This window comes from Marinobacterium rhizophilum DSM 18822 (assembly GCF_000378045.1).
GTDB lineage: Bacteria > Pseudomonadota > Gammaproteobacteria > Pseudomonadales > Balneatricaceae > Marinobacterium_A > Marinobacterium_A rhizophilum.
Genome location: NZ_KB899110.1, coordinates 1 through 23,540, shown reverse-complemented (window position 1 = coordinate 23,540; position 23,540 = coordinate 1). Strand labels below are relative to the sequence as shown.

The following is a 23,540-nucleotide window of genomic DNA, read 5'->3' as shown; positions in this document are numbered from 1 at the left end:
GAAATGCAGAAAGACTGCAGAAAGGAATGCCATGAAGCTCAAATTCAAGACCCAGGCCTACCAGACCAATGCTGTTGAGTCCGTGGTGGAGTGTTTTGCCGGACAACCCAAACAGGATGGCATTACCTATCGCATTGATCCGGGCAGCAAGAAACAGACGAGCGCTTACGAAGAGGGTTTCAAGAACACGGACCTAGCGCTGACTGAAGCCCAAGTGCTGGAAAACATCCAGAAAGTACAACGCCACCAGAATCTGCCTGTGTCCCAGGCTTTGATCGACTTCACCACCTTCGACAGCAAAGGCAACCGGGTTCCGGTCAAGGCGGACTACAGAAAACAGGCGCTGGCAGCGACAAAGCTGCATCTCGATGTTGAGATGGAAACCGGTACCGGCAAGACCTATTGCTACATTAAGACCATTTTTGAGATGAACAAGCGCTATGGTTGGAGCAAGTTCATCATCATGGTGCCTTCTGTCGCTATCCGTGAAGGCGTGTACAAGTCGCTGCAGATAACCGCCGACCACTTCACCGAAGGCTACGGCAAGAAGGCCCGTTTCTTTATCTACAACTCCAAGCGCCTGCATGAGCTGGAAAGCTTTTCGTCGGATGCCGGGATCAACGTGATGGTGATGAACATTCAGGCATTTGCTTCTCGAGGAGCTGACAACCGGCGAATTTATGGCACGCCTGCCATCAAACTAAATGGCGAAACTGAACTGGTGGGCCTAGATGACTTCCAGTCACGCAAGCCTATTGACGTAATTGCCGCCAATAAACCGATCCTCATTCTGGACGAACCCCAGAAAATGGAAGGTAAGGCTACTCAAGAAGCTTTGCCTCAGTTCAAACCGCTGATGATCCTGCGCTACTCCGCCACCCACAAGACCCAGCACAATCGCATACACCGGCTGGACGCTCTGGATGCCTACAACCAGAAACTGGTAAAGAAGATTGCTGTACGAGGCATCCAGACACGGGGATTGGCCGGAACCAACGCTTACCTGTACTTGGAAGGGATCGATATATCGAAGAAAGCTCCCGTGGCCCGGATCGAGCTTGAAGTAAAACTGCAGAGTGGCGAAATCAAGCGAGCGCTTCGACGCATTGAGTTTGGCAGAAATCTCTATGACGCCTCCGGCCAGCTAGACCAGTACCGGGATGGCTTCACGATCAGCCAGATCGACTACAACAACGATACCGTCGAGTTCACCAATGGCATTGTGCTGAAGGCCGGTGAGGCGAACGGTGATGTCTCCGAGCAAGATGTACGCCGTATCCAGATCCGCGAGACCATCAAGGCCCACCTGGACCGGGAAAAGCAGCTCTTTGCTCAAGGAATCAAGGTGTTGTCGCTATTCTTCATCGACGAAGTGGCCAAATACCGTGACTACGCCCAGGACGATGAAAAAGGTGAATATGCGCGCATCTTTGAGGAAGAGTACCAGTTGCTAAAGGATGAGTATCTTTCTGAACTGGCAATCGATAATGAAGCCTACCGCGAATATTTGGATAAAATCGATGCGAAGGAAACCCATAACGGCTATTTCTCCATCGACAAGAAAACTGGCCGTCAGATTGAGGGGGCGATTAAGCAAGAAAAAGACTCTGAAACAGGTAAGAAGATTGCCATTTCGCAAGACGTGGATGCTTATGACCTGATCCTGAAAGACAAAGAGAGCCTTTTGGCGTTTCACAGTAAGAAAGATGACCCGGAAACAAGTGCAAAGCGAAAAGTGAGATTTATCTTCTCACACTCTGCTTTGCGTGAAGGCTGGGATAACCCCAATGTGTTCGTCATGTGCATGCTCAAGCACAGTGACAACACCATTTCACGCCGCCAGGAAGTCGGGCGCGGCCTGCGTCTGTCAGTAGATCAGCATGGTGATCGTATGGATCACCCTGCCGTGGTACATGACATCAACGTACTGACGGTGATTGCCAGCGAGAGCTACAAGGACTTTGTGGCTGGCCTGCAGCAGGAAATTGCAGAGACATTGACCGCGCGCCCACACCAGGCCAATGAAGACTACTTTACCGGCAAGGTACTGAATACCAAAGACGGCGATGTTGAAGTCACTGCCGTCATGGCCAAGCAGATCTACCGCTATCTGCTGAAGAATGATTACACCGACGATGCGGATCATATCGCTGACCTTTACCACGAGGCCAAGGAAGATGGCACCCTGGCAGCGTTGCCAGACGATCTTAAACCCTATGCTGATCAAATATTCGAGCTGATCGATCATGTCTTCAGCGATGCGCAGTTGCCCAAAGTGGATGACGGCCGCAAGCCGAAAACTAACCCGCTCAATGCCAACTTCAATAAGCAGGAGTTTCGGGCACTCTGGGAGCGAATCAATCGCAAAGCGGTTTACAAGGTCGACTTTGATTCTGACGAACTGGTCCGCAAGTGCAGCAGTGCGCTGAATACAGAGCTGCGGGTAACGCCCCTGCAATACACAGTGCGCAAGGGCATTCAGCTGGACGGGCTCACTGACGAGCAGCTTCGCACTGGAGACGGCTTTAAGGTTGAAGACACCGTTACAGAGTACGGTGACTCCATTCACTCAATGGTCAAATACGACCTGTTGGGTAAGGTGGCAGAAAACACCCAACTGACCCGCAAAACAGCAGCAGCGATACTTAAAGGAATTCAGCCAGTGGTTTTCAAGCAGTTCCAGCAAAACCCGGAGCACTTCATAGCGGAAGCCAGCCGACTAATTACCGAGCAAAAAGCGGCCATGGTCATTGAGCGCCTGGCCTATGACGAAGTAGACGAACGCTATGATGTCGATATCTTCATGGCCAACCAGACCGGCCAAGACTTCTCACGCGCTTCTGCCAAGTTGAAGAACCATGTATATGACTACGCCATCACCGATTCAGCGGTGGAACGTGAGTTCGTAAAAGAGCTGGATACCAGTAACGAAGTCGTGGTCTACGCAAAACTTCCACGCGGTTTCTTGATCCCCACCCCGGTTGGCGACTACAACCCAGATTGGGCGATCTCTTTCCGCAATGGCAGCGTGCGCCATATCTACTTTGTTGCCGAGACGAAAGGCACGATGTCATCAATGAAGCTGCGCGAGATCGAAAAAACCAAAATCGAATGCGCGAGAAAGTTCTTTGATGAGATCAGCCAGCAGATCACTCAGGACAAGGTGAAATATGACGTTGTCACCGACTACGCCAAGCTGATGGATGTTGTTGGTAAGGCGATGCCGGCGTAAGCAGGTAGATTCTGCGACGCGACTAAAGAAAGGTACCCACTAGATTTTAGTGGGTACCTTTCTCCCAGACAGCAGTCCAGCCTCGTCCAGCCTCACTTGAATACCTCACTCAATATCATGGAGAGTCGCCAAAACAGGTACAAGCGAGCATTGAGGTCATCGTACGATCAGACATTCTCGGTCGATACAGGGGCAGTGCCAGCCAAACGTCCTTGCCTACGCCTGCCTCCATCCATACCGAACCGCAAAGTCATATCACCGCCTCATCCGGAATCAACGCCAGCAGATCCGTCACCCCGATGTCCTCCCCGGCCTGATGCAGCAAGGTCGAAACCTAGCCCCGGTGGTGGGTCTGGTGATTGAAAAAGTGGAGCAGCAGGCTGGCATAGCGCTTGGTGGCCGGAATGCCCTTGGTGTTGCGGTAGTGGAGCACATGCTCCAGGTCGCTTTCCGTGAGCGCCGCGATCCATTGGATAATCTGCGCATCCAGCCAGGCTCTGTGCGTTGTCAGAGCTTGCAGATCTGCGAACAACTGCTGATCGAGCGATGCTGGCGCCGGCAGATCGGCCACTTAGCGCAGTGCCCCCCCGCATGCCGGGTGCGTCGAAAACCGCTGCAGCCAGATGGTATCGCCGGCAACGAGGTGATTCAGGGTTCCGAGCACAGAGCCGAAAAAGGCACCACGATCCCTGGCGAGCTCCTGTTCATCAAGACGCGCCGCCGCCTCGTAGACCTTCGCATTCATCCAGGCATTGTACGCGGCCAGTAATTCGAGCTGTTGCTTGAGCGCCACGGGAACCCCTTTTCATGCACTTGCATAATTGCTGCAAAATTAACCTGGTGACTACTTCAGGACAGCCCCATCACGACCCAAGTACGGCACGGCGAACGCCTCTCACACCCCTGCCGCCCAGCCGCTATCATCCCGCGTGCCCGCAGTGGTGTGCTCACACCGTCCGGCTCTTGGCCATCCGGCGCGGCGAGATCCCGCAACGGCTCCAGGTGGGCTTCAACGCCAGCCAGTTTGTATGCTTTGCGCGCCGGCACCCTAATCAGCGGCAGCTGTATCTGTTCGCAGATCTGCTGCAGCATCTCGTCGCGTTGGGCGCTTGTTCTTCCGATGCGGTACATGGATCTACCGTCAGCGGAGCCCGCCGCATGGGCTCAGAGCGCAGCGAAAATGCTTCATCGGGGGCGCAATCTTCAAGGTAAAAAGCCTTGGTTACTTGCTTTGCGCGTGCAAAGAAAGTAACGCGCCAGCAAGGCGCAACACGAGCCATTAAATCGCTCCGATACCCCAGCCTGCACAGGCTCAAACACTATCATCTAAATCTCATCGAAAATTAGCAGCGACCGCCGCACGGTGCAATTCGCAGGCTCATTAGCACCCTACAAAAGCCGCTGATTCCGTACTGAAAATAACGTGAGGGCGCAGTCTTCAAAGTAAAGAGCCTTGGTTACTTTTTTGCACGTGCAAAGAAAGTGACGCGCCAGCAAGGCGCAATACGAACCATCAAATCACTCGGGCGCGTCCGACACAGGGACTGCCCGCCACCTGGAGCCTGGACCGCAAGCTTCGCCGCGGGGCGCGGCTCCTACAGTGCTCGAAGCTATGTCACCAACGAGGGAAAGAGTCAGCTCGTCCCCTGCCCGCCGCTTCCCCTTACGGCTCCCCCGCAAGGGTGCAGCCCCGCCAGTCGCTTCTGCACCTTCATCCACGGCGAGTTCCCGCAACGGTTACCGGTATTCCCCAGCCTCCGCTCGCTGGCGGCCTTTGTGTGTCGACGCGCGGATCCGTGGCAGCACCGCAATTTTCTTCAATATCTTGAACAACCGACATTGCACACTTCGGCCATTATCACCCAGGAGTATGACGATGAGCCTTTCCATGATTTTGCCGATGTCGGCCTTTGCCCTGGCGGCATCCATTTCACCGGGCCCCGTAAACCTGGTGTGCCTGAGCTGCGGTACCCGCTACCCGATTGCCCGGGGGCTGGTCTTCGTCACCGGCGCCACCCTGGGCTTTATCGCCCTGTTCGTTGCCGTGGGGCTTGGGCTCTATTCGGTGCTGGCGCTCATGCCGGGACTGGACGTGGCACTGCGCTGGGGCGGTATCGCCTTTTTGCTTTACCTGAGTTTCAGGCTGGTCCGGGACGACGGCCGTCTGCCGGAAGGAGAAAGCGGAACGGCACCGGGCTTCATGACCGGCGCCTTGATGCAATGGCTCAATCCCAAGGCCTGGCTGGCTTCAGCCTCGGGCATCGGGGCATACGTCAGCGGTCACGACCTGGGGCAGCTCACGGTATTCGCCGCGCTCTATTTACCCATCTGCTGGTTATCCCTGGGGAGTTGGGTCTACGCCGGCGCCTTTCTGCGCCAGTACCTCGACAGGCCGGCGCTACTGACAACGTTCAACCGGGTACTGGCAGCATTGCTCGCGGCCAGCTGTGCCTATCTACTTCTTGACTAGGGACTTGCGGTACTGATCCGGCGTCGCGGCAACCAGCCGCTTGAAGGTGCGCTGAAAATGCGGCTGGTCGTTAAAGCCCGCATTCAACGCGGCCTCTACTATAGGCCTGCCACCTTTCAGCTCTTGCTGGCCGAACTGTATCCGACGATTGATCTGATAAGCGTGCGGCGTGAGCCCAAAATGCTGCTTGAAAGCCCGGATGAGATGACCCGGACTGAGGCCGGAGCGATCACACAAGGTATCCAAAGATACGTCCTCTGTCGCACGCTCGTCCAGGTGAGCCGCCACTGCCTGCAGGACTTCCGGTGCCCTCGGCAGCGGCGGCAGCGTTTGCCCGGCCAGCGCGTGCATCAAGCTGGACAGGTAGGCGGCCACTTGCGTCTGCTTTTCCAGCAGCTCCCGCTGCGGGTCCAGCAGACTGTCCACCATGCGAACGTAACCCTCATACAAGCCGGCGTCCGTAATAACGGCCGTCGCGATATCCTGCCAGCGGGGCGCATCCAGCAGCCCGGCTTCGTAGCGCAGCTGCGTCAGCCAGCCGGTGTCGACGTAGAGCATCAAGTAGGCCCAGGGCTGGTTGTCGATAGGATTGCAGGCGTGGACCCAGTCCGGGTTCATCAGCACGAGGGTCCCGGCACCGACCTGATGCTGGTCATCACGGTAGCAAAAGGTGCTCGTGCCCTCGGTGATAGCGCCCAGGGACCAGTGTGTATGGCTGTGCGGCGCATAGCAGGCCTTGCGTCCGTCACTCACCTTTCGCAGCTCCAGATGCGGCATCCGCGAGTCCCGCCAGAACAGGGGGTTGCTTGAGTCTGTCATTGCACTATTACACCTGCGCGTTTTGTTTCCAGGCTTGATGCTGAAGCGCCATTCCCGCATCCATCTCGGCCTGCACCCTGTTCAAGACAGCTGATCAGCCGTCGAATACGATGAACGACCCCGTTGTACAGGTCCAGCGTCGGGAAAGGGGTCACCTGTTTTTATTCACCTAACGGCATCCTGGGCATGATCCGACGGAGCCGGACCGAACCCCAAAGTCAGACCGCCGTTTCGTCCGGGATTAACGCCAACAGATCCGTCTCCCCGATATCCACCCCTGCCTGGGACAGCAAAGTCGATACCTGGCCCCGGTGGTGGGTCTGATGATTGAAAAAGTGTAGCAGCAGGCTGGCGTAGCGCTTGTTGGCGGGAATGCCCCTGGTGTTGCGGTAGTGGAGCACATGCTCCAGGTCGCCTTCCGTGAGCGCCGCGATCCATTGGGTGATCTGCGCATCCAGCCAGGCTCTGTGCGTTTGCAGGGCTTGCAGGTCTGCGAACAGCTGCTGATCGAGGGATGCCGGCGCCGGCAGTTCGACCACTTGGCGCAGTGAAAGGCCGCATGCCGGGTGCGTCGCAAACCGCTGCAGCCAGATCGTATCGCCGACAACGAGGTGATTCAGGGTTCCGAGCACGGAACCAAAAAAGGCGCCGCGATCCCTGACAAGCTCCTGCGCATCAAGGCGCGCCGCCGCCCCGTAGACCTTCGCGTTCATCCAGGCATTGTACGCGGCCAGTAATTCGAGCTGTTGCTTGAGCGCCATGGGAATCCTTTGTCATTTATATAAACAGCGTTGCTGGAACGCCAGGCGGGTTACCGCTTTGCGCAAGCCAGCCCCCTTCACGACTCGAACCGGTACTCCCCGTCGACCTTCTTCGCGGCCCGGAACCAGCCCAGATCCGGATAGAGCGCCACCCGCAGGTGCCAGGCCAGTGCAATGCACAGCACGGCGAAAGCAATGCTCAAAATACGCAGCAGGCCAGGATCGTGCATTACGCCCATCAGGGCTTTGGGCAGATTCGTCAGCGTCAGCACCAGGCAGAGATTATAGGCCCAGAAGCGATAACGGTAGATGCCCCACAGCAGCAGCACTTCAATGACGATGCCGACGCCGCCAATGATGGTGATCTCCTCGTAGCGGCTGAAGTACGCCAGCAGGAACAGGAAGCCAAACATGATTAGCCCCTGTACGAAAATCAGCGTCAGCAGCAGGTTGTTCCGGCCATTGTGCAGCAGGCACAGGGTCGGGTCCGGCGTCACCGCAATCAGGCGCGCCAGATGACCCAGCGGAATACCGCGCTCCGACAGGCGGTCGAACATGTCCTGCCGGCTGACGCCCTTGTCCGCCAAGGCCCTGATTTCCCGTTTGGCAGCCCGGTTGCTGAGCCAGTCCTGGGGGGCGAGTTCGGATTCAGGCAAGGCGCCCTGCAACGCGGCATCGAGCCTTTGCTGCAGCAATGCCTGATCGGCTTTCGAGAAGCGGCTAAGTGGCAGCCGGTAGCGCGTATCATCCGACAGCAACAGTCGCAGCCAGCCCCTGCGCTGCCTGACGTCTGTCAGCTTGTCGAGTGCGATACGTGCCAGCACGCCGCCCGAGCGCGAGACAACCAGCGACCGGCTGGCGATGGTAATGCGGTAACTGGCGCAGATACACAGGTACAGAAAGGTGGCAAAGGGCACGAGAAAATCGTGCGCATCCACACGCCAGTCGGTGGCCAGTTCCAGCCAGAGCCAGAGCAGAAAGCTCATGAGCATGACTTTGAGATAGAAAACGCCTGAATACTTGATCGCTGTAACTTTTGCCATGACCGTCCCTGTGCCCCTTATCCCATCCTTGGGAGTCTTTATCTGAGATTGATAACACTCTGTGTTGATTGTTGCGTCCGATACCCGGAGCTTAATGAACGATTGAAGCTGCGACAACCTGTTTCATTGGTCGTTACGACGCCTTAACAGGCTGTTAAAAACGGCTGTCATTCTCACAGGGGATGCCATCGTGGTCACCGTCCATTTTGGTATTGGGGCAATTCCTGACAAAAAATTCGGCTTCCGCTCTGGATGTCATTTGGCTGCAATACTGCCGGCCATCGCAGCGAAAGTCTGTTTCCGGTTGTGCCCGATCCAGGTCTGCCGGGTGGTAACCGGTTTGAAATTGCCCACCCTTGCCAGACGGCATGGACTGAGGCGCATTCTGGTAGTAGCTCCAGAAACCAAAGCCGATAATGGCTAACAGTATTATTTTTCTCAAACCGCGTGCCCTCTGTAAATTGACGCGCTTCAGTGTTTTGGCCAAGGGGCAGTCACGGAGCGGCCCCGCAGCCTGTGCTTTAGCAGGCTGTTGAAAAACTACCTGCGTTGCTATCGCGGCGTTAAAAATCGGCTCACAGGCTTTGCCTGAACGCACTTTAGTGCGGCCCCGAAGGGGAGAGCGAAGCGAATAATTCGGTCATTTATAGGCTATAAACTCCCTCATTTCGCCGATTCTTGTCCGGGCGGCGTACCGCTTGCGCTAGCTGCCTCGCTAACGCTTTTCAACAACCTGTTAGATCGATTCCCAGCGGTTGCCGTTTAAATCAGCATCGTGCCAAGCTCACAAAATCACCACCTATGCTTACATCCCTGCCGCCCAGCCACTGTCATCCCGCGTGGCCCGCATCGATGTGATCACGCCGTCCGCTTCAGGGCCATCCAGCGCGGCGAGATCCCGCAACGGCTTCAGGTAGGCTTCAACGTCAGCCAGCTTGTACGCTTTGCGCGCCGGCACCCGGATCAGCGGCAGCTGTACCTGTTCACAGATCTGCTGCAGCATCTCGTCGCGTTGCTGGCGCTTGGCCTTCTGATGGCTGCTGTCGTCCAGCTCTATCACAACGAGGGGCACCAGGTCGCTACTGTTGCAGATGACGAAATCGAAATGCTTGGCGCTGATGCGATTGAAGGATTTTTGCCAGATGCGCCGGTCTTTGCCGGGCAGCGGTTCTATAAGATCGGCGACGCGGACCTTGCCGTAGATGCGATAGCGCCCATCCAGAACCTGGTCCAGTACGCCGGCAAAGGAACGTTCGGCGGCAGTGAAAAGTGCTGGTCGGCGGCGGTATTGCAGCTGTTCGGCGGGCGCCGTGCGAGCGCGATTACGAGCGAGGAATTTCAGTAAAACCAGCGCTGCCACGAACAGCAGCACACCAATTACAAGACCATCCATAGCTCAATCCCTGAGTATTCATGATGAGTGCGTCACTAATTTGGCAGACGCGACAGCGGCTCAGTTTGCTCCGAATCAAAGCCTCACACAAGAGCGGAAAAGCCGACACCCTCAGCGTCCTTTTCAGGCGCCAAGCCCCGTCTCAAGGTTCAATTTCAGCGGCGACCTATCTGAATTCAACACTAACGTGATTTCAGAACAGCTCCGATTCCCCCTTATGAAGCCGGCGAGCACTGGCGTCATTGTACGATCAGGCCCGCAGGGGTGAAGACAGGGATTGTCGAGCCGCAGATTAGGCACAGGCTCAAACACAGCCATCTGAATCTCATCGAAAATTAGCAGCGACCGCCGCACGGTGCAATTCGCAGGCTCATTAGCACCCTACGAAAGCCGCGAATGCCGTACTGGGAATATCGTGAGGGCGCATTCTTCAAGGCAAGAATGCCTTGAAGACGTAACCCCACACCCCTTACTGGCTCTGAACATTCAGAATCTCAATATCGAATGGCAGAAGCTCTTTACTGGTCTTCAGAAATTCGGTCGCTTCGAGCACCTGATCGAAGGTTGCCGATGAAATGGGTCCGGATGTACAGGTACTGCTGTCATAGGTATCGGTGGTCGCGACGTAGGCAGTCGTACTGGGAGCAAGGCTGCAATCGCAGTGGGCCGTGGTCCCGTTCTCGTCAACAGTGCACTGCGCGTCCAGACAGTACGCCCAGGGTTCGTCGTTTAAACAGCTGACGACACTCTTGATCGGGTAATAGCGGGATCTGATCGACGCGCCCTCGACCTGCTCTTGAACGCTGTCGCACGCTTTACTGCCGAGCGAATAACCGGTTTTCACATCGCATTTGCAGGATACGACATCGTCTGTGCCTTTTTTCGCGTTACACGAGGCGGTAGTGCATAAGGCATAGGTGCTTTCACACACCTGGAATTTCATCTCGTCTGCAAATGCCGGTGCACTGCAAACAGCCAGCATTAACAGCAGTGTCGACAGCGCCTTCCGTGCTTTCATTGCACACCTATTCAAATCATTCGATTAGCGGCCCTGTAACTCGAGGGTGATACAGGGCAACGTCAGCGTCTGCCGCACAGGCACGCGGGCTCTCGTACAACCCGCCCCTCTTGCTCGATTGAAGACTTCAGCTTAGTCGAAACTATTCGAGCCGTGACAGCCAAGACTGAACGCACCCAGGCCGGGCCAAGCCAGGCCGGGCCCGAGTGCAACGTGACCGGCACAGGCCAGGCCTGCACTCGATAACGGTTTTCAAAAACCGCCTCAAACGCTCTCGGCGTTGCGCACGGCGCGCATTGGCGCCTTCGGGGTAGCAGGTTCTGCAGCGGCGTGCCCGGCAATATCCCGCAACGCCTCGAGAATGACGGCGACGTCCGCCTGCTTGTAGTCCCTCTTCGCCGGCACCCGGACCAGCGGCAGCTTCACCTGCAAACAGATTCTGGTCAGCACCTCGTCGTGCTGCAGTTTTTTGCTCTGCTGATAGCCACTGTCATCGAGCTCGACGACACAGACAGGTGCAAGGTCGCTGCTGTTACAGATCACGAAATCAAAATGACTGGTGCTGATGCGGTTGAAGGCCTTTTGCCAGATGCGGCGGTCTTTGCAGGGCAGTGGTTCGATAAGCTCCACCACCCGAACCTTGCCATACACCCGGTAGCGCGCATCCAGTACCTTATCCAGCACAGCGGCGAAGGAGCGTTCCGCGGGAGTGAAGAGCGCCTGTCGGCGCCGATAAAACGACGGGGCGACAGGGGCTTCCCTTGCACCATTACGGGCGAAGAGTTGCAGAAAAAGCAGCGCTGCCACGACCAGCAGCAAAACAATCACGAAACCATCCATAGCTCAGTCCTTGAGTATCCATGATGACTAACAATGCGCCTACATCCTGAAAGTCGCACCAAGATTCCGTTCGCAACCCACTAAAGCTGCGCACGAACACAGACAGGTTACACGATAGCAGCAACTTCCTTGTCCTGCCCAAGCGCAGAATCGCAGGAAGCGAAAGCTAATGATCGTTGCCGGCATAGATCCACATGGGCTCAGTTTTGCCGGCGCGCTCAAACCCCAGCGCGCTGGTAGAAGTCGATGGGCCGTGAGCATCTGCTGGTGAAAACCGTCAGCTAATAGGTGACCCCGCGATAGGGTCCGTTCAGGACCTGATCCAGCACACCGGCGAAGGAACGTTCAGCGACGGTATTGCAGCTGATCGGCAGACGCCGTGCTCCACGCTACTACCAGGATAACAGAACGGCTCCTGTTACCCCTTTTGAAGCCAGCGAGCACTGGCGTCATTGTGCGATCAGGCCCGCAGGGGCGGAGACAGGGACTGTCGAGTCCGCAGATTAGGCACAGGATGTGCCGTTAGCTGCGCCCGTACAATGATGTCGGAGCGCAGCAGGAAGGCTTCTTCGGGGGCGCCTTTCTTTGGTTACTTTCTTTGCGCGTGCAAAGAAAGTAACGCGCCAGCAAGGCGCAATCCAAACAATCAAACCGCCTCGATATACCCGTCTGCACCGCTGAAATAAGGCCCTTTCAGTTACTTCCTGTGGATGGGCCAAGGCACTAAGCGCCTGCAAGTGTTACCCATGTATTTGAACTGAGCTGTTACCTATCTGTATGAACTGCACCGCCGAAGCTCCTAATGATCCGTTCCCGCATAGATCCACATGGGCTCAGTCTTGCCGGCGCGCTCAAATCCCAGCGCGCGGTAGAAATCGATGGCCCCGCCATCCGCGGTGAGCATCTGCTGGTGAAAACCCGCGTAGCGTGACTGCAGTGCCTGCATCAGCGCACGCCCAATGCCCTGCCCCTGAAAATCCGGATGTACCAGCAGGTGCGGGTAGTACACCACCAGGTGACCATCGGACAGGGCGTTACCCAACCCCACCAGCCGGCCATCGATGCGGGCGGTCACCAGGCTATGGGAATTGTGCAGCGCCGCCATCAGCGCGGCGGGCTTGTCGGCGGCGGACCAATGATTGGCACGGTACAGTTCCAGCACCTCGGTTTCGCCGAGGCTAGCATCAATGCTGATATCAACGTTCATGTAACATCCTGTTCCTGGGTTTTATCCGGGCTCGCATTGGCCGCTGGCCAATATTGGCGTGCCCTGCGCCACTTTATTAAACCGCTACTGACGACACAAATTAGCACGGATTAATAAATAGATTTACTGTCTTCTCAAGCGATTGAAGCACGAACAAGGCTATCGCGAGTGTTCGGCCTGGCGGCTGAATGCGCCCTGCTTCAGAAACTCCAGTACCCGCTGCAGGGTCTCTTTCTGGTGGTGAATATCCTTGTGACCATAGGGCAACAGGATCATATCGGATGCACCGCCGAGACGGACGGACCCCACCTCCACGCGGCCATCACTGTGCGGCGACAAAAACAGCTTCCCCAACAGGCTGCTATTGCTGCAACCGGCGATCACACCCACCGTAAGGCCGGAATCCGCATAGCAGCCGTCGTAAGCGTCGCTGGGCACAAGCTCTGCGACGGGTTTGAAGACCCGCGCATAGAACGGAATCTGGCTGGCGAGCTCAGCCAGGCGCGAGCCGCCGTGGGGCGTGGCAATAAACACGCAGCGCCCGACATTCTGCTGTTGTGTGCGGCGGATAAAATTAAAGGTGATTAACCCGCCCAGGCTGTGGGCAACATAATGCACTTGGCGATAGCGCGGCGTAATGCCCTTGAGCTGAGCGGCCATGGCGGCGACCATGTCATCCATGTCACCGAACAGCGTCGGCAGGCTCACGGTGAGCGTTTTCCAGCCCTCGCGCCGCAGGCCGGCCTCAAGGTAGGCCATATCCCGCCATCCCTTGTTGAAGCCGTGCACCAGTATGACTATTTCATCGTTCGCATGTTCAGGCATCGAGGGCCAGCCATTCGGTCAATTCAGTTTGCGGGCACCTTGCCCGCGATCGAGCGCACTTCCTGGCAGGTCAGCTCGCGGCTTTGCCCCGGCTCCAGATTCGGATCAAGCGCCAGATTGCCAATGGCATGACGGTGCAGGGCCAGTACCGGATTGCGAAAGCGGCCGAACATGCGCTTTATCTGGTGATACCGGCCCTCGACCAGGGTGACTTCCGCCACCCGTTCGCTGAGTATACGCAGCCCTGCGGGCCGGGTGGTGATGTCTTCGTAGGCGAAGTACATGCCGCCCGCAAAGGCCGCGACATAATCCTCACCGATGGGATTGGCCAGGGTAACCCGGTACTGCTTGCTAACCTTGCTCTGCGGCGAGGTCAGCTCGCGAGACCAGCGGCCATCGTTGGTCAGCAACAGCAGGCCGGAGGAGTTCAGATCCAGCCGCCCCACAATGTGCAGCGTATCCGCATCCGGACACTCCAGAAGATCAATCACCGTTTTATGCAGCGTATCCCGCGTGGCGCTCACCACGCCCACGGGCTTGTGGAGCATGACATAGCGCGGGGTGTTGGCCTGCAGCACCTCGCCATCGAGCAGCACGCGGCTGAATTCACCGACCGGCTGCTGGATGTCCGTTGCCGGTACACCATCCACCTGCACCCGCCCCTGGGCCAGCATCAGCCGCACGTGCTTGCGGTTGATACCGGTGCGTACGCTGATAAAGCGGTCGAGGCGAGCAACCCTGGATTGCATCTTGGCAGCCTCCCGGCCTTAGCACTGATCTACGGCGGAAAAGCCGATTGTGGTCATTTTTCACGCCCCTCTTTACCGGCCAGCCTACCGGCGGCTTTCTTCGTTAATGCTGAGAGCCATGGCTTCGGCGATGCGAATTCCATCGATGGCCGCCGACATGATGCCACCGGCATAGCCTGCGCCCTCACCCGCCGGGTAAAGCCCGCGGGTGTTGAGGCTCTGCAGGTCGTCGCCGCGCTTGATGTTGACCGGCGACGAGGTGCGGGTTTCCACCCCGGTGAGAATCGCATCTTCCAGCGCAAAGCCACGGATCTTGCGATTAAACGCCGGAATCGCCTCGCGAATGGCCTCGATACAGAAATCCGGTAATGCCTGGGACAGATCGGTCAGCTTGATGCCGGGCTTGAACGATGGTTCCACCGTGCCCAGCTGCTCCGATGAGCGTCCCTTGAGGAAATCACCGACCTTCTGTGCCGGCGCATCATAATTGGCGCCGCCGAGCTCAAAGGCCAGGCTTTCGAGCTGGCGCTGAAATTCCACGCCGGCCAGCGGATGACCCGGATAATCGGAGGGTTCGATGCCCACCACCACGGCGCTGTTGGCATTGCGTTCGTTGCGCGAATACTGGCTCATGCCGTTGGTGACCACGCGGTTTTCTTCCGAGGTCGCCGCCACCACGGTGCCGCCCGGGCACATGCAGAAGCTGTAGACGGAACGGCCGTTCTTGCAGTGATGCACCAGCTTGTAATCGGCGGCGCCGAGAATTTCGTTGCCGGCGTTAGCGCCAAAGCGGGCTTCGTCGATCATGGACTGCTGATGCTCTATGCGGAACCCTACCGAAAACGGCTTGGCTTCCATATAGACATTCTTGTCGTACAGCATCTGGAAGGTATCGCGGGCACTGTGGCCCACTGCCAGGGCAATATGCTTCGATTTGATCTGCTCGCCACTGGCCAGCGTCAGGCCGGTAATCTGGCCATCTTCGATATGCAGATCATCAACGCGGGCGCTGAAGCGAATCTCGCCGCCCAGCTCGATGATCAAGGCGCGCATTTTCTCCACCATGGACACCAGCCGGAAGGTGCCGATGTGGGGCTTGCTGACGAACATGATTTCCTCCGGCGCACCGGCGGCGACGAACTCGCTCAGCACCTTGCGGCTGTAGTGCTTGGGATCCTTCACCTGGCTGTAGAGCTTGCCATCGGAAAAGGTGCCGGCGCCGCCCTCGCCAAACTGTACATTGGACTCGGTGTTCAGCACCTTCTTGCGCCAGAAGCCGAAGGTATCCTTGGTGCGCTCGCGCACTTCCTTGCCACGCTCCAGGATAATGGGCCTGTAGCCCATCTGCGCCAGTAGCAGACCCGCCAGCAGCCCGCAGGGGCCAAAGCCGATCACTACCGGTCGTTCGGCCAGCGGTACCGGTGCCTGGGCGACAAACTTGTACGTCATGTCCGGCGTTGGCTTGATCAACTGATGCCCGGCAAATTTTTTCAGCAGGGCCGCATCCTGGCTCGTTTGCACGTCCAGGGTATAGATCAGCTCGATTTGGCTTTTCTTGCGGGCATCATAGCCGCGCCGATGGATCTCGAATCCCAACAGCTGTGCTGCGGTGATTTCCAGCGTTGCCAGTATGGCGTTTTTCAGCGCAGCCTCATCGTGATCCAGTGGCAGCTTGATATTGGTCAGGCGTATCATGTGAATTTCCCGAACGACAGAAAACCGCGCTATCGACTCCGCTGGGCATCCGCCTGGCCGCAGGCCCCTGCACGGACAAGCCGGCGGCTGCATGACAGGGCATAGATGTCGCAACGGTGTAGCGGCGGCTTCGGAGTTACCTGGTTATAGTAAAGGCGGCATTTTACTGCATTGCGGGCCTCGATGTCGCCCGTTGCACGGCCGGGCGCGCACCCGGCGCCATCCCGTGCAGCGCACTGTAAGTACGCGCCACCCAGAGGGTGATTTTATATCCGCTGTCTTGTGATGCTGGCGTGTTACAGTGTAATCAGACTTCACCGCAGGCGCTGGCCTGATCTATAGCCGAACAGCGGCCCCGCATAGGTTTCAGACGTTAGGATCTGCAGTGTACCCAATGCCAGGGTGCCGGAAGGTGTCTTTTCAGCCCCCTGACAGCAGCCAGGACATGCATAGCGCATTGTCCTGAAAACCATCGATCGCCGGAGCACACGACATGTCCAAAGAAAGAAGCAGTTCCAAGGAATCGAAAAAGAAACCTGCCATGTCTCCCAAGGAGAAAAAGGCAGCCAAGCACTCGAAAAAGGAATCCAAGAATATTTTTGGTTCCTGATCCGTCACGTTCAATTAATCTGAACCACTGACCTTCTGCTGCAACCTGACTGAATAAAGAGGTCGTGTGTATAACCTCTTTATTTACAATGGCCCACCTGCAATCCCTTTGCTTACAAGGGCCCGCGCCTTACTTTGACCGTATTGTTTTTGTCACGGCTGCGACGTATCAGCTCATCGTCGGCAATGCCGTCGGCGGATTTTGCCAGCCGGTCGTACAGCAGCACATTCACCGTGGCCGCCAGGTTCAGGCACCCCACCGTGGGGATATAAACCACGGCCTGGGCACAGTCGACCAGCTGCTGACTCAAAGTGCCGTCTTCCGGACCAAAGATGTAAAAGGCATTTTCCGGATGCTCGAAGGCATTGAGCGGCTGCGCACCCTCCACCAGCTCGACGCAGACAATTGCTGCGTTCTCCGGTACCGCATCCAGCAGCGACTCCACACCCGTAAGCGGAATACTGCGGCTTGCCTGCTTGGTGTCTGTACTGAACTTATTGGCCCGCGGATAGCGCTCGCCCGTATAGAACACCGCATCCACCCCGAAACAGCCCGCCGCACGCATGACTGCGCCCACGTTGGTCGGACTCTTGGGATTGCTCAGGCCAATACAGAGTTTCGGATGTGTCATCGTGGTTTCGCAGCAGCAATTGATCAACACGCCCGACCCGGGCGTAACAGGCCGCTATTTTAACAGACCCGGCCACAGCCGCCAGACTCGCACCATAGCTGCGTCCTGGCCCCCGGACCAGGGCCGGAAACCCTCACATGTATCCAAAAAACAACACAGAAAATACACAATATTCCATCAATATAATTACAAAAACTTAATTTTTAATTTGAAATAATAGTTACAGAAATGTATACAATACGGCCTCGAGGCAATCGAATGCCGTTGGCACGGGCTGCTCTGGCCTCCAACCGGCACAACCGGCGAACGCTGCGGATTTCGTTATGACAATCCCGTCGCGAACTCACCGGGCCGCATCTGGCGGCATGACAAAGCACCCCGCACACACGGGGACGCGAACAATAAAAATGGCACGCTCAAGCCGTGCCTGAATCCAGAGGAACAGCATGAAAGAGCACAACAGGGACATGACAAGACGCCCATCCCCCTCAGATAGCCGCGATTTACAGCAGCCGGGCGCCGCCACAACGGCGTTGTCACATTAATTCTGTTCGATCACGATGACCTTTCTGGGGCTCTTGCCATGAACACCCGCACCCGCAACACCTCCCTGTTCGACTTCTACGGCCGGCCGCCCATACTCAAGGCCCTGCCGCTCTCCCTGCAACATATACTGGCCATGATGATGGGCACTGTCACCGTACCCATCATCATCGTGGGCGCAGTGAACGCATCGCTGGATGAAAAGATGGCGCTGATCCAGATCGCGCTGATCGCCTCCGGCATCTCCACCCTGCTGCAGCTGTACTGTATCGGCAAGATGGGCGCGCACCTGCCCGCCATCTTCGGCGTGGGCTTCGCCTATGTGCCGACCCTCACTGCCATTGGCGCTCAGTACGGTATCAGCGGCATTCTTGGTGCACAGGTCGCCGGCGGTATCGCCATGATGCTGGTGGCGCTGTTTATCAAGCGCATTCGCGGCCTCTTTACGCCGGTGGTGGCCGGCACCGTTGTGCTGGTGATCGGCCTGTCACTGTACGATATCGCCATCAATTACATGGCCGGCGGCGTTGCCAGCAGCACCCATGGCTCGCTGTTGAACTGGGGTATCGCCATCGCCACCCTGCTGGTGGTGCTGGGTATCTCCCACTTCGCCCGGGGTTTCCTGCAGCTGGCCTCCATCATCTGCGGCATCGCCGTGGGTTATGTTCTGTCCGTGTTCTGCGGCCTGGTCGACTTCAGCCCTATTGCCGCCGCACCCTGGTTTACAGCGCCAAGCCCCATGCAATTCGAACTGGAGTTTCATACCGCAGCCATTATTTCCATGGTGATCATCTGCGTGATCAACTCGGTGCAGACCATCGGCGATCTTTCCGCGACCACTGTCGGGGCCATGAACCGCGAACTGTCTGACCGCGAACTCACCGGCGGCCTGCTGGGCAATGGCGTCTGCACCATGCTGGGTTCGTTTTTTGGCGCGCTGCCCACGGCGTCCTACAGCCAGAATGTCGGCATCGTGGCCATGACCAAGGTGATTAGCCGCTTTGTACTCGCACTGGCGGCGGGATTTATGCTGGTGGCGGGATTTATTCCCAAATTCGGCGCCCTGATCACCACCATTCCGTTCCCGGTGCTCGGCGGCGCAACCATCATCGTGTTTGGCATGATCACCATGACCGGCATCAAGTTGATTACCAAGGAAGAGATGTCGTCGCGCAACGTGACCATCGTCAGCCTGTCACTGGCGCTGAGCATGGGGATCTATGCGGTGCCGGACGCCATCGAGCAGTTTCCGCAGATGCTGAAGCTGGTGGTGGGTGGCTCCCCCATCGTGGTGGCGGCCTTTGTATCCATCGTGCTGAACCTGATACTGCCGCACAAATCCCTGGCCGATGAAGAGCAGGAACGGGCGCAGATCGAGCTCAAGATGAACGGCTGACGCTCAAGCGCACAGGCCTGAACAGAAGCCCGCCTCGGCGGGCTTTTTGCAGTGCGGGCTCAGACTGTGACGCCGGTGTCGTCGTCAGGTAACGACCCATGGCTGCACAGTTCATTTACCGGCACCGACACCGGGCCCGCAAACGACGGAGGGACAGGTCGTGATGTGTAATTCGTAAAAAATTATTGGTACGCAGCCGAACCGTCGTCAGGTGAAGAGGGTGCGATGAAAGCGCAGGAGACCGGTCTTCGGGCGAACCGGGCGGGAGTCTGGCGCTATTCGCCCGCGGAGCGGGCTCCCACAGGAGAGCATGGAACCCCCCATGGCTGCATGGTTCATTTACCGGCACCGACACCGGGCCCGCGAACGACGGAGGGGCAGAGCGTGATATGTAACTCGTAAATAGTTATTGGTACGCAGCCGAACCGTCGCCAGGTGAAAATGGTGCGATGAAAGCGCAGGAGACCGGTCTTCGGGCGAACCGGGCGGGACTCTGGCGCTATTCGCCCGCGGAGCGGGCTCCCACAGGAGATCATGGAATGACCCATGGCTGCACAGTTCATTTACCAGCACCGACACCGGGCCCGCAAACGACGGAGGAACAGGTCGTGATATGTAATTCGTAAAAAATTATTGGTACACAGCCGAACCGTCGCCAGGTGAAGAGGGTGCGGTGAAAGCGCAGGAGACCGGTCTTCGGGCGAACCGGGCGGGAGTCTGGCGCTATTCGCCCGCGGAGCGGGCTCCCACAGGAGAGCATGCAACGACCCATGGCTGCACAGTTCATTTACCGGCACCGACACCGGGCCCGCAAACGACGAAGGGACAGGTCGTGATGTGTAATTCGTAAATAGCTATAGGTACGCAGTTGAATTGGGTGAGCGGTGCTGATACCAATTAGCCATTATTTTTCCTGCGCCCACAAAAAAAGGCGACACCCGAAGGTTTCGCCTTTTTTTATCGCTCAACTCCAGGGAGTTGAGGGTGACATCATATTGCTACGATGCCAGTCGTGATTCTGTAATTTACAGAATTACGATGTTCTCAGCCTGAGGACCTTTCTGGCCCTGAGTAACTGTGAACTCGACTTTCTGGCCTTCGACCAGAGTCTTGAAGCCAGAACCAGTGATCGCACGGAAGTGAGCGAAAACGTCAGGACCAGATTCCTGTTCGATGAAACCAAAACCTTTAGCTTCGTTGAACCATTTTACGGTGCCGGTAGTAGTAGACATAGTATATTTCCTGATAATTCAAGAGTAATTTAATTGCCTTGTTGCCAAGGCCGTCGGACTAAAAGTTGTGCTATTACTTATGAAAAACAGGACGAAGTTCTAAAACAGGACATCGAAAATGTGTGCATAAATATAGGTCGTACTTTCAGGTAAGGCTGTATTATACATGGCCACCTTGCGGCGTCAACCGCTTATTTTGAACCCCCTCTAATCACTCACCCCCAACACCCTATTCAACGAGACACCTGCACGCCAGGCCTGGGCCCCGGCATAGCCGGGGCTGGAAACTGGCGGTCAGAATTTCTTTTCATAATGGTGGCAATACGGTGTCTTGCCCGTTTTAGCATAGTAGTCCTGGTGGTATTCCTCGGCGCGCCAAAAAGGGGCCATAGGGAGCAGTTTGGTAACCACGTCGTAGCCCTTGGCCTTGAGCGTGTCGATCAGTTTCTGAGCGGTTTCGCGCTCCTGATCGTTCGCGACGAAAATGGCGGAAGCATACTGCGAGCCCAGATCCGGCCCCTGACCGTCCAGCTGGGTCGGGTCGTGAATTTCGAAAAACAGCTTGGCCAGGGTTTCGTAGCTGACTTCGGCGGGGTCATAGCTGACCTCGACCACCTCCAGGTGCCCGGTGGTCTTGCTGCATACCTGGGTGTAGGTCGGATTCTCGGACTTCCCGCCCATATAACCCGACACCACGGATTCCACCCCTGGCACCTGTTGCAGCAGGTGTTCAACCCCCCAGAAGCAGCCGCCGGCAAAATAGGCCTTTTTCAGCTCGGTGCCCTTTTCGCGCGCCAGCTCTTCGGCACTGACGAAATTCATCGAGATGGAATTCACACAGTGACGAATATTTTTCGCAGTCTGCATTTCGCCTTCAAATACGTGCCCCAGATGTCCGCCGCAGTGGGCACAAACGATTTCAGTGCGACGCCCGTCGGCATCGACATGGCGCGCCACGGCACCTTCAATTTCATCATCAAAGCTCGGCCAACCACAGTGGGAGGGAAACTTGTGTTCCGAGCGATACAACGGTGCATCACACTGCTTGCACAGGTAGAGACCATTCTCGAAGTGCTCGTTGTATTTGCCGGTAAAGGGCCGCTCCGTGCCCTTGTCCTGAATAACGTGCCGCTCTTCGGGTGTCAGTGTGTTGAACGTCATAAAGCTACCTCCAGATTGTATTGCCAGCTGCAGCAGGCATTGCGGCAGCAGCACGGGTGTTGCCTGTACGTGATGAGTGCCGGCATATTCGGGGCGCAACAGGTACTCATCAGATGACCGTCGCAGACGGCAGTCGTTCCCGGCCACAGAATACCAGAGCCATAACGCGAAAGGGCCCGGATCTCCTTGCGAAAATCCGGGCCCTTCCCTGCAGTGGAGTCACTGCCTGTGACCGAAGCCTCAGATGCCCTGGCTGCGCAGGTAATCTTCGTAGCTGCCGTGGAAGTCCACGATGCCGGTCGGCGTCAGCTCGATGATACGCGTAGCCAGCGAGGAGACGAACTCCCGGTCATGGCTGACAAACAGCAAGGTGCCGGGATAATTTTCCAGCGCCAGGTTGAGCGACTCGATGGACTCCATGTCCAGGTGGTTGGTCGGCTCGTCGAGCAGCATGATATTGGGGCGCTGCAGCATCAGCTTGCCGAACAGCATACGGCCCTGCTCTCCACCGGAGATGACCTTTACGCTCTTGTTGATATCATTCTGCGAGAACAGCAGACGCCCCAGGGTGCCGCGAATAATCTGCTCGTCATCGCCTTTCTGGCCCCACTGCGACATCCAGTCAAACAGCGTGAGTTTCTTTTCGAAATCCGCCGCATGATCCTGGGCGTAGTAACCCAGCAGACTGTTTTCGGACCATTTGATCGTGCCGGCGTTAGGTTCCAGCTCGCCCATCAGACACTTCAGCAACGTCGACTTGCCGATACCGTTGGGGCCGATGATCGCAATACGCTCACCCACGCTGACCTGCAGGTTGAAGCCCGAGAACAGTTCTTCGTCAAAATGCTTGGCCAGACCTTCCACTTCCAGCGCACTGCGGTGCAGCTTCTTGTCCTGATCAAAGATGATGTACGGGTTCTGCCGGCTGGAAGGCTTGATTTCCTCGATCTTGATCTTGTCGATCTGCTTGGCGCGGGAAGTCGCCTGCTTTGACTTGGAGGCGTTGGCCGAGAAGCGGCTGACAAACGCCTTGAGGTCGGCAATCTGGGCCTTTTTCTTGGCGTTGTCGCTCTGCTGGCGCTCACGCACCTGGGTCGCGGCGGTCATGTACTCGTCATAGGTGCCGGGGTACAGACGCAGCTCGCCGTAGTCCAGGTCGGCCATGTGGGTGCAGACGCTGTTCAGGAAGTGACGGTCATGGGAAATGATGATCATCGTGCAGTTACGCTCGTTGAGCACCGTTTCCAGCCAGCGGATCGTGTTGATATCCAGGTTGTTGGTCGGCTCGTCGAGCAGCATGATGTCGGGATCCGAGAACAGGACCTGCGCCAGCAGTACACGCAGCTTCCAGCCCGGCGCGATTTCGCTCATAGGGCCAAAGTGCTGTTCCACCGGTATACCCACACCCAGCAGCAGTTCGCCGGCGCGCGACTCGGCGGTGTAGCCATCCATTTCGGCAAAATCCGCTTCAAGGTGACCGGCCATGATGCCGTCTTCCTCGGTCATTTCGGGCTTGGCATAGATGGCATCACGCGCCGCCTTGATCTTCCACAGGTCCTCGTGACCCATGATCACGGTGTCCACCACGCTGAACTCTTCGTAGGCGAACTGATCCTGACGCAGCTTGCCGATGCGCTCATTCGGATCCTTGGAGACGTTACCGCTGGACGCGTCCAGATCGCCACCCAGGATTTTCATGAAGGTGGACTTGCCACAGCCGTTGGCGCCAATCAGGCCGTAGCGATTGCCGTCGCCAAATTTGACGGAGACATTTTCAAACAGCGGCTTGGCGCCAAACTGCATGGTGATATTCGCAGTTGTCAGCAATGGTTTGTACCGAGTAATAGAGCTGATAGAAACACAGATACCGTCACCCGAAGGGCGACGCACTGCAAAAGGAGAGCAAAAATTCGGC

At 57.0% G+C, this 23,540-nt stretch carries 19 protein-coding genes and 1 pseudogene; 3 read left to right on the top strand and 17 right to left on the bottom strand.

Annotated features, from left to right (window positions below; all coding sequences use genetic code 11):
* The first annotated feature begins 31 nt into the window (after nucleotides 1–31).
* Nucleotides 32–3,232, top strand: coding sequence for a type III restriction-modification system endonuclease (locus tag F451_RS0119890; RefSeq protein ID WP_020683176.1), 3,201 nt, complete (start codon nucleotides 32–34; stop codon nucleotides 3,230–3,232).
* Between the two features lie 334 nt (nucleotides 3,233–3,566).
* Here F451_RS0119890 and F451_RS26140 read toward each other — a convergent pair.
* Nucleotides 3,567–4,025: pseudogene (locus F451_RS26140) on the bottom strand (DinB family protein).
* A 56-nt stretch (nucleotides 4,026–4,081) separates the two neighbouring features.
* Nucleotides 4,082–4,363, bottom strand: coding sequence for a hypothetical protein (locus F451_RS0119880; protein WP_020683173.1), 282 nt, complete (start codon nucleotides 4,361–4,363; stop codon nucleotides 4,082–4,084).
* A 745-nt stretch (nucleotides 4,364–5,108) separates the two neighbouring features.
* Between F451_RS0119880 and F451_RS0119875 the strand changes: the two genes are divergently transcribed.
* Nucleotides 5,109–5,702 (top strand): LysE family translocator, encoded by a 594-nt coding sequence (locus tag F451_RS0119875; protein ID WP_026291918.1) that lies wholly within the window; start codon nucleotides 5,109–5,111, stop codon nucleotides 5,700–5,702.
* On the opposite strand, the gene F451_RS0119870 is transcribed toward F451_RS0119875, so the two are convergent.
* The 12 genes from F451_RS0119870 to F451_RS0119810 all read right to left on the bottom strand — a co-directional run bounded on the left by F451_RS0119870 (nucleotide 5,688) and on the right by F451_RS0119810 (nucleotide 17,293).
* On the bottom strand, nucleotides 5,688–6,521 hold the full coding sequence (locus tag F451_RS0119870) for an AraC family transcriptional regulator (protein ID WP_026291917.1): 834 nt from the start codon (nucleotides 6,519–6,521) through the stop codon (nucleotides 5,688–5,690). The two genes, F451_RS0119875 and F451_RS0119870, sit on opposite strands and share 15 nt — an antisense overlap.
* 218 nt (nucleotides 6,522–6,739) lie before the next feature.
* Nucleotides 6,740–7,282 (bottom strand): DinB family protein, encoded by a 543-nt coding sequence (locus tag F451_RS0119865; RefSeq protein ID WP_020683169.1) that lies wholly within the window; start codon nucleotides 7,280–7,282, stop codon nucleotides 6,740–6,742.
* A gap of 77 nt (nucleotides 7,283–7,359) precedes the next feature.
* Nucleotides 7,360–8,325, bottom strand: coding sequence for a hypothetical protein (locus tag F451_RS0119860; RefSeq protein ID WP_020683168.1), 966 nt, complete (start codon nucleotides 8,323–8,325; stop codon nucleotides 7,360–7,362).
* A gap of 154 nt (nucleotides 8,326–8,479) precedes the next feature.
* Complete coding sequence (locus F451_RS0119855; RefSeq protein ID WP_020683167.1) at nucleotides 8,480–8,812, bottom strand: excalibur calcium-binding domain-containing protein; 333 nt, start codon at nucleotides 8,810–8,812, stop codon at nucleotides 8,480–8,482.
* Between the two features lie 318 nt (nucleotides 8,813–9,130).
* A complete protein-coding gene (locus tag F451_RS26135) occupies nucleotides 9,131–9,718 on the bottom strand; it encodes a DUF2726 domain-containing protein (protein WP_020683166.1) in 588 nt (195 codons plus the stop codon).
* A gap of 469 nt (nucleotides 9,719–10,187) precedes the next feature.
* Nucleotides 10,188–10,736 carry a hypothetical protein gene (locus F451_RS0119845; protein ID WP_020683165.1) on the bottom strand — a complete coding sequence of 183 codons (549 nt, stop codon included), beginning with the start codon at nucleotides 10,734–10,736 and terminating at the stop codon, nucleotides 10,188–10,190.
* A gap of 264 nt (nucleotides 10,737–11,000) precedes the next feature.
* On the bottom strand, nucleotides 11,001–11,576 hold the full coding sequence (locus F451_RS26915) for a DUF2726 domain-containing protein (protein WP_051103970.1): 576 nt from the start codon (nucleotides 11,574–11,576) through the stop codon (nucleotides 11,001–11,003).
* Between the two features lie 799 nt (nucleotides 11,577–12,375).
* Nucleotides 12,376–12,783, bottom strand: a complete 408-nt coding sequence (locus F451_RS0119835) for a GNAT family N-acetyltransferase (RefSeq protein WP_020683164.1) — start codon at nucleotides 12,781–12,783, stop codon at nucleotides 12,376–12,378.
* A 159-nt stretch (nucleotides 12,784–12,942) separates the two neighbouring features.
* A complete protein-coding gene (locus tag F451_RS0119830) occupies nucleotides 12,943–13,608 on the bottom strand; it encodes an esterase/lipase family protein (protein WP_020683163.1) in 666 nt (221 codons plus the stop codon).
* A gap of 23 nt (nucleotides 13,609–13,631) precedes the next feature.
* Nucleotides 13,632–14,357: a pseudouridine synthase gene (locus F451_RS0119825; RefSeq protein WP_020683162.1), complete on the bottom strand. Its 726-nt coding sequence runs from the start codon at nucleotides 14,355–14,357 to the stop codon at nucleotides 13,632–13,634.
* 84 nt (nucleotides 14,358–14,441) lie between these two features.
* Nucleotides 14,442–16,052: an NAD(P)/FAD-dependent oxidoreductase gene (locus F451_RS0119820; RefSeq protein ID WP_020683161.1), complete on the bottom strand. Its 1,611-nt coding sequence runs from the start codon at nucleotides 16,050–16,052 to the stop codon at nucleotides 14,442–14,444.
* Nucleotides 16,053–16,774: 722 nt separating this feature from the next.
* The gene (locus tag F451_RS0119810) at nucleotides 16,775–17,293 is read right to left on the bottom strand and encodes an RNA methyltransferase (protein ID WP_026291914.1); all 519 of its coding nucleotides are present in this window, start codon (nucleotides 17,291–17,293) and stop codon (nucleotides 16,775–16,777) included.
* Nucleotides 17,294–17,876: 583 nt separating this feature from the next.
* On the opposite strand from F451_RS0119810, the gene F451_RS0119805 reads away from it, so the two are divergent.
* Complete coding sequence (locus F451_RS0119805) at nucleotides 17,877–19,232, top strand: uracil-xanthine permease family protein (RefSeq protein ID WP_020683158.1); 1,356 nt, start codon at nucleotides 17,877–17,879, stop codon at nucleotides 19,230–19,232.
* Between the two features lie 1,025 nt (nucleotides 19,233–20,257).
* Here F451_RS0119805 and F451_RS0119800 read toward each other — a convergent pair.
* The 3 genes from F451_RS0119800 to F451_RS0119790 all read right to left on the bottom strand — a co-directional run bounded on the left by F451_RS0119800 (nucleotide 20,258) and on the right by F451_RS0119790 (nucleotide 23,452).
* Nucleotides 20,258–20,464, bottom strand: coding sequence for a cold-shock protein (locus F451_RS0119800; protein WP_020683157.1), 207 nt, complete (start codon nucleotides 20,462–20,464; stop codon nucleotides 20,258–20,260).
* 294 nt (nucleotides 20,465–20,758) lie between these two features.
* Nucleotides 20,759–21,625: a bifunctional methionine sulfoxide reductase B/A protein gene (locus tag F451_RS0119795; RefSeq protein ID WP_026291913.1), complete on the bottom strand. Its 867-nt coding sequence runs from the start codon at nucleotides 21,623–21,625 to the stop codon at nucleotides 20,759–20,761.
* Between the two features lie 240 nt (nucleotides 21,626–21,865).
* On the bottom strand, nucleotides 21,866–23,452 hold the full coding sequence (locus F451_RS0119790; protein WP_026291912.1) for an ABC-F family ATPase: 1,587 nt from the start codon (nucleotides 23,450–23,452) through the stop codon (nucleotides 21,866–21,868).
* Nucleotides 23,453–23,540 lie beyond the last annotated feature (88 nt).

What these genes read in the sequence shown, in the direction of transcription:
- F451_RS0119890 (WP_020683176.1), top strand. Translation starts at nt 32, where the DNA reads ATGAAGCTCAAATTCAAGACCCAGGCCTACCAGACCAATGCTGTTGAG.
- F451_RS0119880 (WP_020683173.1), bottom strand. Translation starts at nt 4,363, where the DNA reads ATGTACCGCATCGGAAGAACAAGCGCCCAACGCGACGAGATGCTGCAG.
- F451_RS0119875 (WP_026291918.1), top strand. Translation starts at nt 5,109, where the DNA reads ATGAGCCTTTCCATGATTTTGCCGATGTCGGCCTTTGCCCTGGCGGCA.
- F451_RS0119870 (WP_026291917.1), bottom strand. Translation starts at nt 6,521, where the DNA reads ATGACAGACTCAAGCAACCCCCTGTTCTGGCGGGACTCGCGGATGCCG.
- F451_RS0119865 (WP_020683169.1), bottom strand. Translation starts at nt 7,282, where the DNA reads ATGGCGCTCAAGCAACAGCTCGAATTACTGGCCGCGTACAATGCCTGG.
- F451_RS0119860 (WP_020683168.1), bottom strand. Translation starts at nt 8,325, where the DNA reads ATGGCAAAAGTTACAGCGATCAAGTATTCAGGCGTTTTCTATCTCAAA.
- F451_RS26135 (WP_020683166.1), bottom strand. Translation starts at nt 9,718, where the DNA reads ATGGATGGTCTTGTAATTGGTGTGCTGCTGTTCGTGGCAGCGCTGGTT.
- F451_RS0119845 (WP_020683165.1), bottom strand. Translation starts at nt 10,736, where the DNA reads ATGAAAGCACGGAAGGCGCTGTCGACACTGCTGTTAATGCTGGCTGTT.
- F451_RS26915 (WP_051103970.1), bottom strand. Translation starts at nt 11,576, where the DNA reads ATGGATGGTTTCGTGATTGTTTTGCTGCTGGTCGTGGCAGCGCTGCTT.
- F451_RS0119835 (WP_020683164.1), bottom strand. Translation starts at nt 12,783, where the DNA reads ATGAACGTTGATATCAGCATTGATGCTAGCCTCGGCGAAACCGAGGTG.
- F451_RS0119830 (WP_020683163.1), bottom strand. Translation starts at nt 13,608, where the DNA reads ATGCCTGAACATGCGAACGATGAAATAGTCATACTGGTGCACGGCTTC.
- F451_RS0119825 (WP_020683162.1), bottom strand. Translation starts at nt 14,357, where the DNA reads ATGCAATCCAGGGTTGCTCGCCTCGACCGCTTTATCAGCGTACGCACC.
- F451_RS0119820 (WP_020683161.1), bottom strand. Translation starts at nt 16,052, where the DNA reads ATGATACGCCTGACCAATATCAAGCTGCCACTGGATCACGATGAGGCT.
- F451_RS0119810 (WP_026291914.1), bottom strand. Translation starts at nt 17,293, where the DNA reads ATGACACATCCGAAACTCTGTATTGGCCTGAGCAATCCCAAGAGTCCG.
- F451_RS0119805 (WP_020683158.1), top strand. Translation starts at nt 17,877, where the DNA reads ATGAACACCCGCACCCGCAACACCTCCCTGTTCGACTTCTACGGCCGG.
- F451_RS0119800 (WP_020683157.1), bottom strand. Translation starts at nt 20,464, where the DNA reads ATGTCTACTACTACCGGCACCGTAAAATGGTTCAACGAAGCTAAAGGT.
- F451_RS0119795 (WP_026291913.1), bottom strand. Translation starts at nt 21,625, where the DNA reads ATGACGTTCAACACACTGACACCCGAAGAGCGGCACGTTATTCAGGAC.